Source organism: Streptomyces sp. NPDC001599 (genome assembly GCF_042893535.1).
Lineage (GTDB): Bacteria > Actinomycetota > Actinomycetes > Streptomycetales > Streptomycetaceae > Streptomyces.
Genome location: NZ_JBIAVA010000002.1, coordinates 323,106 through 335,881 on the forward strand (window position 1 = coordinate 323,106; position 12,776 = coordinate 335,881).

General features: G+C 72.4%; 12 protein-coding genes and 1 tRNA gene. 8 read left to right on the forward strand and 5 right to left on the reverse strand.

Annotated elements, in window-relative coordinates; genetic code table 11:
• Positions 1-2: 2 nt before the first annotated feature.
• A complete protein-coding gene (locus ACFYZ3_RS06110) occupies positions 3-1,334 on the reverse strand; it encodes a M20/M25/M40 family metallo-hydrolase (RefSeq protein WP_361010466.1) in 1,332 nt (443 codons plus the stop codon).
• A 149-nt stretch (positions 1,335-1,483) separates the two neighbouring features.
• Here ACFYZ3_RS06110 and ACFYZ3_RS06115 point away from each other — a divergent pair.
• Together ACFYZ3_RS06115 and ACFYZ3_RS06120 are read left to right on the forward strand one after the other, a co-directional pair.
• Positions 1,484-1,571, forward strand: a tRNA-Leu gene (locus ACFYZ3_RS06115).
• Positions 1,572-1,652: 81 nt separating this feature from the next.
• Complete coding sequence (locus ACFYZ3_RS06120; RefSeq protein ID WP_388514290.1) at positions 1,653-2,027, forward strand: YchJ family protein; 375 nt, start codon at positions 1,653-1,655, stop codon at positions 2,025-2,027.
• 35 nt (positions 2,028-2,062) lie between these two features.
• Here ACFYZ3_RS06120 and ACFYZ3_RS06125 read toward each other — a convergent pair whose 3' ends face one another.
• Positions 2,063-2,764 carry a FadR/GntR family transcriptional regulator gene (locus ACFYZ3_RS06125; RefSeq protein WP_361010460.1) on the reverse strand — a complete coding sequence of 234 codons (702 nt, stop codon included), beginning with the start codon at positions 2,762-2,764 and terminating at the stop codon, positions 2,063-2,065.
• Between the two features lie 137 nt (positions 2,765-2,901).
• Between ACFYZ3_RS06125 and ACFYZ3_RS06130 the strand changes: the two genes are divergently transcribed.
• From ACFYZ3_RS06130 to ACFYZ3_RS06145, 4 genes are all read left to right on the forward strand, one after another.
• On the forward strand, positions 2,902-3,429 hold the full coding sequence (locus ACFYZ3_RS06130; RefSeq protein ID WP_356868257.1) for a gluconokinase: 528 nt from the start codon (positions 2,902-2,904) through the stop codon (positions 3,427-3,429).
• A gap of 93 nt (positions 3,430-3,522) precedes the next feature.
• Positions 3,523-4,920: a GntP family permease gene (locus tag ACFYZ3_RS06135; protein ID WP_388514293.1), complete on the forward strand. Its 1,398-nt coding sequence runs from the start codon at positions 3,523-3,525 to the stop codon at positions 4,918-4,920.
• A 57-nt stretch (positions 4,921-4,977) separates the two neighbouring features.
• Positions 4,978-5,739, forward strand: coding sequence for an SDR family oxidoreductase (locus tag ACFYZ3_RS06140; RefSeq protein ID WP_356868253.1), 762 nt, complete (start codon positions 4,978-4,980; stop codon positions 5,737-5,739).
• Positions 5,736-6,812, forward strand: a complete 1,077-nt coding sequence (locus ACFYZ3_RS06145; RefSeq protein WP_388514294.1) for an L-idonate 5-dehydrogenase — start codon at positions 5,736-5,738, stop codon at positions 6,810-6,812. Before ACFYZ3_RS06140 ends, ACFYZ3_RS06145 begins: the two co-directional genes overlap by 4 nt.
• Positions 6,813-6,887: 75 nt before the next feature.
• Here ACFYZ3_RS06145 and ACFYZ3_RS06150 read toward each other — a convergent pair whose 3' ends face one another.
• Positions 6,888-8,426, reverse strand: coding sequence for an APC family permease (locus ACFYZ3_RS06150; RefSeq protein ID WP_388514295.1), 1,539 nt, complete (start codon positions 8,424-8,426; stop codon positions 6,888-6,890).
• 55 nt (positions 8,427-8,481) lie between these two features.
• Positions 8,482-9,432 (reverse strand): hypothetical protein, encoded by a 951-nt coding sequence (locus tag ACFYZ3_RS06155; RefSeq protein ID WP_388514297.1) that lies wholly within the window; start codon positions 9,430-9,432, stop codon positions 8,482-8,484.
• A 300-nt stretch (positions 9,433-9,732) separates the two neighbouring features.
• Here ACFYZ3_RS06155 and ACFYZ3_RS06160 point away from each other — a divergent pair, with 300 nt between their 5' ends.
• Both ACFYZ3_RS06160 and ACFYZ3_RS06165 read left to right on the forward strand, forming a co-directional pair.
• The gene (locus ACFYZ3_RS06160) at positions 9,733-10,626 is read left to right on the forward strand and encodes a DMT family transporter (protein WP_388514298.1); all 894 of its coding nucleotides are present in this window, start codon (positions 9,733-9,735) and stop codon (positions 10,624-10,626) included.
• A gap of 31 nt (positions 10,627-10,657) precedes the next feature.
• Entirely contained in the window at positions 10,658-11,191 is a 534-nt protein-coding gene (locus tag ACFYZ3_RS06165; RefSeq protein ID WP_388514299.1) for an NUDIX hydrolase, read from the forward strand.
• A gap of 541 nt (positions 11,192-11,732) precedes the next feature.
• On the opposite strand, the gene ACFYZ3_RS06170 is transcribed toward ACFYZ3_RS06165, so the two are convergent.
• Entirely contained in the window at positions 11,733-12,764 is a 1,032-nt protein-coding gene (locus ACFYZ3_RS06170; protein WP_388514300.1) for an adenosine deaminase, read from the reverse strand.
• Positions 12,765-12,776: the final 12 nt, after the last annotated feature.

Genomic DNA, 12,776 nt, shown 5'->3' on the forward strand with positions numbered 1-12,776 from the left:
ATTCAGGACGCGTCGATGAAGCGGTCGAGCACCCGCACGCCGAACTGGAGTCCCTCCACCGGCACCCGCTCGTCCACGCCGTGGAACATGCCCGCGAAGTCCAGCTCCGGCGGCAGCTTGAGCGGCGCGAAGCCGAAGCCCCGGATGCCGAGTTCGTCGAAGGACTTGGCGTCCGTGCCGCCGGAGAGCATGTAGGGCACCGCCTTCGCGGCCGGGTCCTCGGCCACCAGGGCGGACTGCATCGCGTCGACCAGCGCTCCGTCGAAGGTGGTCTCGACGGCCTTGTTGGCGTGCACGTCCTCGCGCCGCACGTGCGGTCCGAGGATGCGGTCGACGTCGGCGAGGAACTCCTCCTCGTAGCCGGGCAGGTAGCGCCCGTCGATGTGCGCGGTGGCCTCGCCGGGGATGACGTTGACCTTGTAGCCCGCCCCCAGCTGGGTCGGGTTGGCGGTGTTGCTCAGGGTGGCGCCGATGAGCTTGGCGATGCCGCCGAGCTTGGCGAGCGTGCCCTCCATGTTCTCCGGGTCGAGGTCGGTGCCGAGGGCGTCGCCCAGCTCGTCGAGGAAGGCCCGGGTGGTCTTGGTGACGCGGACCGGGAACTTGTGCCTGCCCAGACGCGCGACGGCCTCCGACAGCTCGGTGATGGCGTTGTCCCGGTGGATCATCGACCCGTGCCCCGCGGTGCCGGCCACCGTCAGCTTCATCCAGTGGATACCCTTCTCGGCCGTCTGGATCAGGTACAGGCGGCGCTGCTCGTTCACGGTGAAGGAGAAGCCGCCCACCTCGCTGATCGCCTCGGTGACGCCCTCGAAGAGGTCGGGGTGGTGGTCGACGAGGTGCCGGGCGCCGTAGGTGCCGCCGGCCTCCTCGTCGGCGAGGAACGCCAGCACGATGTCCCGCGGGGGCTTGCGCCCGCTGCGCAGCCGGTCGCGGACGACCGCGAGGGTCATCGCGTCCATGTCCTTCATGTCGACGGCGCCGCGCCCCCACACGCACCCGTCGGCGACCTCCCCGGAGAAGGGGTGGTGCGTCCAGTCGTCCGCGTTGGCCGGGACGACGTCGGTGTGGCCGTGGATGAGCAGCGCGGGCCGGGACGGGTCCTCGCCCTCGATCCGGGCCACCGTGGAGGCGCGGCCGGGGTGGGACTCGAAGATCTTCGGTTCGAGTCCCACCTCGGCGAGCTTCTCGGCGACGTACTCGGCGGCCTTGCGCTCGCCCGGCCCCGAGTGGTCGCCGTAGTTGCTGGTGTCGATCCGGATCAGCTCGCGGCAGAGGTCGACGACCTCGTCCTCGCCGGTGACGCTCCTGGCCGTGCCCGTGCCCGAGTCGCTCACGTGGTTCCTCCCGCTGTCACTGCTGGTGGGTCCCCCTCATCCTCCTCCCTGAGCCGTCCGGACCCAAGAAGGGGGTGATCGGCCACCCCGGAAAGCCTGGTAATGTTTACGTCGTCGCCGAGGGGAACACCCCGCGCGACAGACACCTTGTCCGGGTGGCGGAATGGCAGACGCGCTAGCTTGAGGTGCTAGTGCCCTTTATCGGGCGTGGGGGTTCAAGTCCCCCCTCGGACACCAGCTGAAACCCCTGCTGAGCAGGGGTTTTTTGCTTTCCTCCCGCTGCTCTTCCGCTACGGTGGCCGCTCTACAGTGGTCGCCATGACCACCCCTCTCTGCCCCTGCGGGCGGTCCGAGCCGTACGAGAAGTGCTGCGGCCGTTTCCACGCCGGGACCGCCGCCGCCCCGACCGCCGAGGCCCTGATGCGCTCGCGCTACAGCGCCTTCGTGCGCCTGGACGCGGGCTACCTGCGGCGCACCTGGCACCCCCGCACGCGGCCCGCGCGCCTCGACCTGGACCCGGTCATGCGGTGGACCGGTCTGGAGATCCTGGGCACGAGCGAGGGCTCCGCCTTCCACACCACCGGGACCGTGACGTTCCGGGCGTCCTACCGCGGCGGTTCGCTGCACGAGCGGAGCCGGTTCGAGCGGGTGGACGGGGCGTGGGTGTACGTGGACGGCGAGTTCCTCGACTGACGCCGCTCCCCCTCCCCCCCGGCACGCCCCGGCGCTCAGGGCGCCAGGATGTCCAGCTCCTGGAGGGCCCCTTCCGTGATCTCCCGGGTCAGCCGCTCCGCGCGCTCGGCGTCACGGGCGCGGACCGCCTCGGCGACCTGGACGTGCAGGGTGACGGCGGCCGGGTCGGGGTCCTCGAACATCACGTCGTGGTGCGTACGCCCGGCAAGGACCTCGGCGACGACGCCGCCGAGGCGGGCGAACATCTCGTTGCCGGAGGCGGTGAGGACGACGCGGTGGAAGGCCACGTCGTGGAAGAGGTACTCCTCGAGCCGGTGCCCGCGTGAGTTGGCGACCATGCCGAGCGCGCACTCGGTCAGCTCGGCGCACTGCTCCGCCGTGGCGTGCCGTGCGGCCAGGCCCGCCGCGACCGGTTCGACGGCCGACCTCAGCACGGTCAGGGAGCGCAGTTGCCGGGGGCGTTCGGAGCCGGCCAGGCGCCAGCGGATGACCTGCGGGTCGTAGACGTTCCACTCGCACTCGGGCAGGACGGTGACGCCCACGCGGCGGCGCGACTCGACGAGGTGCATGGACTCGAGCACCCGGACCGCTTCCCGCATCACGGAGCGCGAGACCTCGAAGCGCTGAGCCAGCTCGTCCGTGCGCAGAACGCTGCCCGCGGGGTATTCGCCCGCGGTGATCGCGGGGCCGAGGGTGTCCAGTACGCGGCCGTGCAGCCCCCGGCCCGGTGTGCTCATGCACTCAGCGTACGGGGCACGTCACCGGAATAAAAAGTCAGACTTATATGTCACAGACTCTTGAAGTCGTCGTACCTAATGCGTTTCAGTTACGTCGACATCAGGTGTCGACGAAGACAGCAGACAGCGAGAGTGCGATGCAGCAACTGCACACCCCCCACGTGGTCGTGGTCATGGGCGTCGCGGGCACCGGGAAGACCACCATCGGTCCCCTGCTCGCGGCCCGGCTCGGCGTTCCCTACGCCGAGGGCGACGACTTCCACCCTCCGGCCAACATCGCCAAGATGACGGCCGGCACCCCGCTCACCGACGAGGACCGCTGGCCCTGGCTGGACGCCATCGGCGGCTGGGCGCACGGGCGTGCCGGGCTCGGTGGGGTGGTGAGCAGTTCGGCGCTGAAGCGGTCGTACCGCGACCGGCTGCGGGCCGCCGCTCCCGGTGTCGTCTTCGTACATCTCACGGGCAGCCGTGAGCTGATCGAGGACCGGATGTCGCACCGGCAGGGCCACTTCATGCCGACGGCCCTGCTCGACTCCCAGTTCGCCACGCTCCAGCCGCTGCAGCCGGACGAGGCGGGAGTCGCGGTGGACGTCGCCGGCACCCCCGAGGAGATCACCGAACGGGCGATCGACGCCCTGAAGGACCTCCCCGAGCCGGTCCAGTAACCCCCGCACCCCCCACCTCCCCCGGGGTCGTGCCGCCCTCCGCGCGCACGGCCCCGCACTCCCCCGAATCCCCATCACCGCAAGGGAACCACCGTGACCAGACTCAGCGTCGAGATGCTGGCAGCGGACCCCGTCGAGCCGATCACCTCGGCGGGCCACGCCCAGCTCGGCATCGCCGTGCTCCTGGGCATCGCCGTCATCGTCCTGCTCATCACCAAGTTCAAGCTGCATGCCTTCCTGTCGCTGACCATCGGGTCGCTGGCGCTCGGCGCGTTCGCCGGTGCACCGCTGGACAAGGTCATCACCAGCTTCACCGCCGGGCTCGGCTCCACCGTCGCGGGTGTCGGCGTCCTGATCGCCCTCGGCGCGATCCTCGGCAAGATGCTCGCCGACTCCGGCGGCGCCGACCAGATCGTCGACACCATCCTGGCGAAGGCCACGCCCCGTTCCATGCCGTGGACGATGGTGCTGATCGCCTCGGTCATCGGACTGCCGCTGTTCTTCGAGGTCGGCATCGTGCTGCTGATCCCGGTCGTCCTGATGGTCGCCAAGCGCGGCAACTACTCGCTGATGCGGATCGGCATCCCGGCGCTGGCCGGTCTGTCCGTGATGCACGGCCTGGTCCCGCCGCACCCCGGTCCGCTGGTCGCCATCGACGCGGTGGACGCCAACCTCGGGGTGACCCTGGCGCTGGGCGTGCTGATCGCGATCCCCACCGTGATCATCGCCGGTCCGGTCTTCTCGAAGTACGCGGCCCGCTGGGTGGACGTCCCCGCCCCCGACCGCATGATCCCGCAGCGCGCCTCCGAGCAGCTGGACAAGCGTCCGAGCTTCGGTGCCACCCTGACCACGATCCTGCTGCCGGTCGTGCTGATGCTGCTCAAGGCGCTGGTCGACATCATCGTCGACGACCCGGAGAACGGCGTGCAGCGCGCCTTCGACGTCATCGGCAACCCGCTGATCGCCCTGCTGGTCTCCGTGATCGTCGGCATCTTCACGCTGCTGCGGCCCGCCGGGTTCGGCAAGGACCGTCTCTCCGGCCTGGTCGAGAAGGGGCTGGCGCCCATCGCCGGCATCCTCCTGATCGTCGGCGCGGGCGGCGGCTTCAAGCAGACGCTGATCGACTCCGGTGTGGGCCAGATGATCCTGGAGATCTCCAAGGACTGGTCGATTCCGGCGCTGCTGCTGGCCTGGCTGATCGCGGTGGTGATCCGGCTGGCGACCGGTTCGGCGACGGTGGCGACCGTCTCGGCGGCCGGTCTGGTCGCACCGCTGGCGGCCGACATGTCGACCACGCACGCCGCGCTGCTGGTCCTGGCCATCGGCGCCGGTTCGCTCTTCTTCAGTCACGTCAACGACGCCGGCTTCTGGCTGGTGAAGGAGTACTTCGGACTGAACGTGGGTCAGACCATCAAGACCTGGTCCGTCATGGAGACGATCATCTCGGTGGTCGCCGGTGCCCTGGTCCTGCTGTTGTCCCTGGTCATATAGCCGCACCACGCACCAGCAGGCAGGAACAGCAGGACCAGCAGGAACTGGAGTACGACGATGACGGCCCATCCCCTCTTCGACATCGGCGGGCGCACCGCCCTGGTGACCGGCTCCAGCCGGGGCATCGGGCTGGCGCTGGCCCGGGGCCTGGCGGAGGCCGGCTGCCGGGTGATCCTCAACGGACGCGACGGCGACCGCCTCGCGAAGGCCGCCGCCGGGCTCCCCGGCGAGGTCCACACGGCGGTGTTCGACGTCACCGACGGCCCGTCCGTCACCGCCGGGATCGCGGAGGTCGAGGAGCGGGTGGGCCCGCTCGACATCCTGGTCAACAACGCCGGGATGCAGCTGCGGGCGCCCCTGCTGGAGTTCGCGGACGCGGACTGGCACCGCATCCTGGACACCAACCTCACCAGCGCCTTCCTGGTGGGCCGGGAGGCCGCGCGCCGGATGACGGAACGCGGCCACGGCAAGATCGTGAACATCTGCTCGTTGCAGAGCGAGGTGGTCCGCCCGGGCATCGCGCCCTACGCGGCCACCAAGGGCGCGCTGAAGATGCTCACCAAGGGCATGTGCGCCGACTGGGGCCCCTACGGCGTCCAGGTCAACGGTCTCGGCCCCGGTTACATCGAGACCGAGCTGACCCGGCCGCTCGTCGAGGACGAGAAGTTCAGCACCTGGGTGCGCGGGCGCACCCCGGCGGGCCGCTGGGGCCGTACGGAGGACCTGGTGGGCGGGCTGCTGTTCCTCGCCTCGCCGGCCGCGGACTTCGTCGGCGGACAGATCCTGTACGTCGACGGCGGAATGACGAGCGTCCTGTGAGCGCCGCGGAGAGGACCGAAGAGATCCTCGTCCCGGGCTGTGTGATCCACGGCGCGGGCGACCTGCGGGTGGAGGACGTACCGGCCCCGCTGCCCGGTCCGGGCGAGGCGCTGGTCGCCGTCCGCTACGGCGGGGTGTGCGGCTCGGACCTGCACTACTGGCGGCACGGCGGGGTCGGCGACTTCCACCTGCGGGAGCCGATGCTGCTCGGGCACGAGGTGGTCGGGACGGTCGTGGCGTACGGCTCCCCGGACACGCCGGGTCCGGCGGCCGGTACGTCCGTCGCGGTGCACCCGGCGACCCCGTGCGGGGTCTGCCCGGAGTGCGTGGACGGGCGGCGCAATGTCTGCCGGGACACCCGCTACCTGGGCAGCGCGGCCCGCTTCCCGCACGTCCAGGGCGGCTTCGCGGCGCGGATCGTGGTCCCCGCCGGGCAGCTGCGCCCGCTCCCGGCCGGGCTGGACCCGCGCCGCGCAGCCCTCGCCGAGCCGCTCTCCGTCGCGCTGCACGCCGTACGCCGCGCCGGTGACCTGGCCGGCCGGCACGTGCTGGTCACCGGCGCCGGGCCGATCGGCTGCCTGGTGGTCGCGGCGGCGAAGGCTGCGGGCGCGGCACACGTGAGCGTGACGGATCTGCTGCCCGCGGCCCTGGAGTACGCGCGGGCCGCCGGGGCCGACACCCTCGTGCGGGCCGACGACCCGGACGACGCCGGTTGGCCGGTGGAAGTGGACACCGCCGTCGAGGCCTCCGGGGTGGCCGCGGGCCTGGACGCCTGCCTGCGGCTGGTACGGCGCGGCGGTGTGGTCGTACAGCTCGGCATGCTGCCCCCGGGACAGAGCCCCTTCGCCGGGAACCTGCTGGTGAGCCGGGAGATCGAGCTGCGCGGGGCGTTCCGCTTCGACGGCGAGTTCGACGACGCGCTGCGCCTGCTCGCGGCCGAACCCGCGTTCGACGCGCTGGTCAGCGCGGTGGTCCCGGTGCGCGACGCGGCGTCGGCGTTCGAACTGGCCGCGGACCGGAGCCGGTCCTGCAAGGTGCTGCTGGACTTCGGCACGGCCCCGGCCGCCGCCTGAGTCGGCAAGCGCACCCCGCAGGCGGCCGGGGCCCGGAGGCGTCGGGTCCGGGGCGTTTCCCCGCGCCCGCCCGCGTCAGGAGGACGCGGCCTTGTCCAGCTGGAACGCCTCGTTGCCCTGGCCGATGCGGGCGTGGCGTTCGGGCGCCCGGGAGCGCAGGACGAGGCCCTGCACCACGCCGGCGACCGCGGCCAGGCCGATGATGCCGGGCAGCACCCAGCTCAGGGCGGAGCCGGGTCCCGCGCCGACGAGGACGTCGAAGTCCTTGACCGTGTACCCGGCGATCACCAGCAGGGCGATGCCCGCGACGGTGGAGGTGACCAGGCGTACGCCCTGGGCCCCGGCGGCGCCGCGCCGGACGAAGAAGGCCACGACGGAGAACGAGGCGGCGGCCATCAGCACGATCACGCCGAGGGCCCCGATGTTGCCGCCCCAGGTGAACAGGTGAAGTACGGGCTCGGTCGGGTCGCCGTTCGGCTTGTCGTCGGCGATCGCGAAGCCGATGACGACGACCGCGGACACGGCGGTCTGGAGCAGCGAGCCGGTACCGGGGGCGCCGCTGGTGCCGCTGGTCCGCCCGAAGGCGGCGGGCAGCAGCCCCTCGCGCCCCATGGCGAACGCGTACCGGGCGACGACGTTGTGGAAACTCAGCAGCGCGGCGAACATGCCGGTCACGAACAGGACGTGCAGCACGTCGGTGAAGGTGTCGCCGAGCCGTGACTCGGTCAGGAAGAACAGCAGTCCGGCGCTCTGCTCCTGCGCGGTGCCGACGATCTTGTCGGGGCCGGTGGCCACGGTCAGGGCCCAGCTGCTCAGCGCGAAGAACACGGCGACGCCGCCGACCGCCAGGAACATGACACGTGGAACGAGCACGTGGGGCCGGCTGGTCTCCTCGGCGTACACGGGCGCCTGCTCGAAGCCGAGGAAGGCGGCGATGCAGAAGCAGAGCGCGGTGCCCACCCCGGCGCCGCTGAGGGTGTCCGGGTTGAAGGCGTGCAGCGACAGCCCCTGGGCCCCCGGGTCGGTGACGGCGGCGATGTCGAACACCACCACGAGCACGACCTCGATGAGCAGCAGTACGCCCAGTACGCGCGCGTTGACGTCGATCTTCAGCCAGCCCAGCGCGCCGACGGCGAGCACCGCCAGCAGGGCCGGGATCCACCAGGCCACGTCGAGGTCGGCGTAGGTGGAGAGCAGGCCGGAGACCTCGAAGCCGAAGATGCCGTAGATGCCGACCTGGAGGGCGTTGTAGGCGACCAGCGCGACCAGGGCCGCGCCCGCGCCGGCGGTGCCGCCGAGTCCGCGGGAGATGTAGGCGTAGAAGGCGCCCGCGTTGTGGACGTGCCGGCTCATCTCGGCGTACCCGATGCTGAACAGGATCAGCACCACGCCCAGCACCACGAAGAGCAGGGGCTGCCCGACGATGCCCATGACCGCGAAGGTGGTGGGCATGACGCCCGCGACCACCATCAGCGGGGCGGTGGCGGCGAGCACGGACAGGAGCAGCCCTCCCGTGCCCAGCCGGTCGGCGCGCAGCGCGCGCTCCTCGCCCTTGAAGGTGCTGATGGCGCCACCGCTCGCGGAACTGCTCGTGCTCGAACTGCCCGTGGTCATCGCAGGACGTCCTTCTCTCTCATGGCTTTCGGGTGGGTGGTGTGCGTCGGGGCGGTCAGGCCGTGCCGAGCGCGCCCGCGCGGGCGGCACGGAAGGCGGCGAACGGGTCGCGGTCCGGGTACGACCACGGGGCCGGCGTGGCGTGCTCGCCGATGCGGTGGAACAGGGCCGCGGCCTCGGCGCCGCGGCCCTCGCAGGACTTGGCGTGGGCGAGGAAGTTGAGGTCGATCAGCCGGCGCGGATGGCCGTCCTGCTCCCACTCCAGCCACCAGTCGAAGGCCGCCTTCATCACCAGCCGGGCGCGCCGGCCGACCCAGTGTCCGGAGGCGCGCGGGTCGGGGGACTCGTGGCCCGCGGCGGCCAGCACGCGGTAGCGCTCGGCGTGCGCGACGACCGGGAGGATGGCCAGCGGAGAGTCGGCGGGCGCCTGCTCGGCGGCCCAGTTGGCGAAGTCGTACACCTCGTGCAGCGGGTCGGGGCCGCCGTCGCCGCCGCGCTCGGCGAGCCGCGCCACCATCAGGTGGTGGGCGTGGTGGTGGTCGGCGTACCGTCCGCGCACCTCGTCGAAGACCCGGATGACGTCCTCGTCGGCGCCCAGGGAGCGTTCCAGCACGAGGAGCCCGAGCCAGGGCGTGGGGTCGTCCGGCACGAGCGCGGCAGCGGCCCGGCACGCCTCGCGGGCCCGGTCCGGCTTCTCCTTCCCCCGCAGGGCGCGGTGCACCAGGGCGTGGGCGAGCAGTACCGACGCGTCGGCGGAGTCGGGCTCGGCGAGCAGCCACTCGCGGGCCCAGGGGGCGCAGTGGGACTCCTTGGCGAGTGCGGCCACCCGGTGGCCCCGGCGGTCCCAGTCGTCACCCGTGTGGACGAGCAGCGAGCGGACCGACTGCCAGCGCCCCTGAGCCAACGCGGCACGTGTGGCGACGAGTTCGGCGTCGTCGAGGGCCTCGTCGAAGGCCTGGGCCGCGCGTTTGCGGCCGCGGCCGAGGGGAGGCGGGGGTGGGGACACCGCGGGAACTTCCTCACGCGACGCGGTAGGTCGTCGTAGCCGGACTGCCATGACCGGATTGCCATGAACTGATCACGCACAGCAAACCGGCAGCCAATGCTTGACGTCAAGAGGAATCAGCCTGTTACACGCGTCAACTAGCGTGACGGCAGGGGCACTTGCCCACCGAACAGTCCCTTGACACCACCCCGGACGCCCGCCGCAGCTCCGAATGCGCCACTCACCCCGCACCCGCCGCCCACCCGCACTAGAGTCGTCCCCGACGCCCCCGTGACCCGACTGACGATCGAGGTACGCAGCGTGTCGGTTCTCGTCCTGGTCCTCGCCGTGTGCGCCGCGTGCTGTCTGGGTTTCGGCTTCGTCCTCCAGCAGAACGCGGCCCAGCGCGCCCCCCTGGGCGACTTCCTCTCGCCCCGCCTCCTGCTCGACTTGATGCGGGTACCGCGCTGGCTGGCCGGCATGGGCCTGATGGTGGCCGGCATGGTGCTGGGCGCGCTCGCGCTGGGCGGCGGCGAACTGACCCTCGTCGAACCCCTCCTGGCGACGAACCTCCTCTTCGCCCTCGCCCTCTCCCGCATCCAGACCCGGCAGCCGCTGGGCCGGCAGGGCTGGGCCGGTCTGGCGCTGCTCGCGGGCGGGGTGACCGCGTTCATCCTGGCGGGCGAGCCGCGCGGGGGCAGTGCGGTGACCGACCCGCTGCGGCACTGGCTGATCGTCGGCGTGATGCTGGGCCTGGCCCTCCTGCTCACGCTGTGCGCCGGCCGCCTGCGGCTGACCTGGGGCCCGACCCTGCTGGCCCTGGCCGCCGGCCTGCTCTACGGCGTGCAGGACGCGCTGACCCGGGTCAGCGGCCGGCGCTTCTCGGCGGGCGGCCTCGCGGAACTGCTGACGGGCTGGCAGCCGTACGCCGTGGTGGTGCTCGGGATCACCGGCCTGGTCCTGGTCCAGAGCGCCTTCGAGACGGCGCCCCTGCGCAGGTCGCTGCCCGCGCTGACGGCGGCCCAGCCGCTCGCGGGCATCGCCTGCGGGGTGGGTTTCCTCGGCGACCGGCTGCACACCGACGCCGGAGCGCTCGCCTGGCAGGCGGCCGGCCTCGCGGCGGTCGTGGGGGGCATCGTCCTGCTGGGCCTGCACCCGGCCATGCCGCAGGGCACGGGCGAGAGCGGGCGCGAACGGGCACTGGAGCGGAGCTGAGGCCTGCGGCGCCTGCTGCTTGGATGGGCACATGAGCTCTGCTGACGAGATCCTCGACATCGTCGACGAGAACGACCGCGTCGTCGGGCAGGCCCGGCGGGGCGATGCGTACGCGCAGGGCCTGCGGCACCGGTGCGTGTTCGTCTGGGCCCGGGACCCCGAGGGACGGGTCTTCGTCCACCGCCGCACAGCGACGAAGCTGGTGTTTCCCGCGCTGTACGACATGTTCGTCGGCGGGGTGGTCGGTGCGGGCGAGCCCTACGACGACGCGGCGCTGCGGGAGGCGGAGGAGGAACTGGGGGTGAGCGGACTGCCGCGGCCGGAGTTCCTGTTCAAGTTCCTGTACGACGACGGGGCCGGGCGGACGTGGTGGTCGGCGGTGTACGAGGTGCGGGTGGCGGGGGCGGTGTCTCCTCAGGTGGAGGAAGTGGCGTGGCACGGGTTCCTGCCGGAGGCGGAGCTGGAGGGGCGGCTCGGGGAGTGGGAGTTCGTGCCGGACGGTTTGTCGGCGTATGCGCGGCTGCGGGCTTGGCGGGGGGCGAGTGGGGCGGGGTCGGTCACGTGACCCGGGGTGCGGGCGCGGGGCGGGTCGCGTGACCCGGCGCGTGACCGACACCCGGGGTGGGTGTGGGCGCGGGTGGGTGACGCGGGGTGCCGGGGTGTGGGCGCGGGTGGGTGACGCGGCCCGGCGTAGCGGGGTGCCTCCCCCAGTGCCTGAACGGCCTGGGAGGTACCCCCACCGCCCACCCGTGCCGCCCCAGCGGCACGACTGCCCGCAGTTGCGGAGCGGCGTGGCGACTGGCCGCAGCGGCGGTGGCGGGGGCGGGGACTGCCGATAGCGTTGGCGGGGAAAGCCGCGTACGGCGAGGAGCGGGACGCGGAGCGTTGGCGGGGAAAGCCGCGTACGGCGGTGAGGGGACGTGTCGGGGGGTGTCCGCCCGCAGCGGTTGGCGCGTCAACGCCCCGAGCCTCTTCAAGGAACCGATTTCGCGCCGTTCCGAGGACGGACACCCCCCGGCGCGGCCCCGACCCACCACCGCACGCACCGCGCCACGCGCACCCCCACCGAACCCGCACAGGCCGCCGCAGGCACCCGCGTCCACCGCCTACGCCGCAAGCCAGTCGTCCACCCCCGCCAGCAGCCGCCCCTTCACGTCCTCGGGCGCCGCCGACCCCCGCACCGACTGCCGCGCCAGCTCCGCCAGCTCCCCGTCCGTGAACCCGTGGTGCTCGCGCGCGATCTCGTACTGGGCGGCCAGCCGCGACCCGAACAGCAGCGGATCGTCCGCGCCCAGCGCCATCGGCACCCCCGCCTCGAACAGCCTCCGCAGCGGCACGTCCTCCGGCTTCTCGTACACGCCCAGCGCGACGTTCGACGCCGGACACACCTCGCACGTCACCTGCCGGTCCGCCAGCCGCTTCAGCAGCCGGGGATCCTCCGCCGCCCGCACACCGTGCCCGATCCGGTCCGCCTCCAGGTCGTCCAGGCAGTCCCGCACCGACGCCGGACCGGTCAGCTCACCCCCGTGCGGCGCGCTCAGCAGCCCCCCGTCCCGCGCGATCGCGAACGCCCGGTCGAAGTCCCGCGCCATCCCGCGCCGTTCGTCGTTGGACAGCCCGAACCCGACCACCCCCCGCTCCGCGTACCGCACCGCCAGCCGCGCCAGCGTCCGCGCGTCCAGCGGATGCTTCATCCGGTTCGCGGCGACCAGCACCCGCATCCCGATCCCGGTGTCCCGCACGGTCGTCTCCACCGCGTCCAGGATGATCTCCAGCGCCGGGATCAGCCCACCCAGCCGAGGCGCGTACGACGTCGGATCGACCTGGATCTCCAGCCACCCCGACCCGTCCCGCAGATCCTCCTCCGCGGCCTCCCGCACCAGCCGCTGGATGTCCTCCGGCGTCTGCAGGCACGACCGCGCCGCGTCGTACAGCCGCTGGAAGCGGAACCAGCCCCGCTCGTCCGTAGCCCGCAGTTTCGGCGACTCCCCGCGGCTCAAGGCCTCGGTCAGCGTCTCGGGCAGCCGCACCCCGTGCCTGTCGGCCAGTTCCAGCAGGGTGGTGGGCCGCATCGACCCGGTGAAGTGCAGGTGGAGATGGGCCTTGGGCAGTTCAGAGACATCACGTACACGCTCCATCCAGTGATCCTG

Excerpts from the sequence above, each read along its gene's own strand:
- ACFYZ3_RS06120 (WP_388514290.1), top strand. The coding sequence starts at position 1,653 with ATGACCACCCCTCTCTGCCCCTGCGGGCGGTCCGAGCCGTACGAGAAG.
- ACFYZ3_RS06125 (WP_361010460.1), bottom strand. The coding sequence starts at position 2,764 with ATGAGCACACCGGGCCGGGGGCTGCACGGCCGCGTACTGGACACCCTC.
- ACFYZ3_RS06130 (WP_356868257.1), top strand. The coding sequence starts at position 2,902 with ATGCAGCAACTGCACACCCCCCACGTGGTCGTGGTCATGGGCGTCGCG.
- ACFYZ3_RS06140 (WP_356868253.1), top strand. The coding sequence starts at position 4,978 with ATGACGGCCCATCCCCTCTTCGACATCGGCGGGCGCACCGCCCTGGTG.
- ACFYZ3_RS06150 (WP_388514295.1), bottom strand. The coding sequence starts at position 8,426 with ATGACCACGGGCAGTTCGAGCACGAGCAGTTCCGCGAGCGGTGGCGCC.
- ACFYZ3_RS06165 (WP_388514299.1), top strand. The coding sequence starts at position 10,658 with ATGAGCTCTGCTGACGAGATCCTCGACATCGTCGACGAGAACGACCGC.
- ACFYZ3_RS06170 (WP_388514300.1), bottom strand. The coding sequence starts at position 12,764 with ATGGAGCGTGTACGTGATGTCTCTGAACTGCCCAAGGCCCATCTCCAC.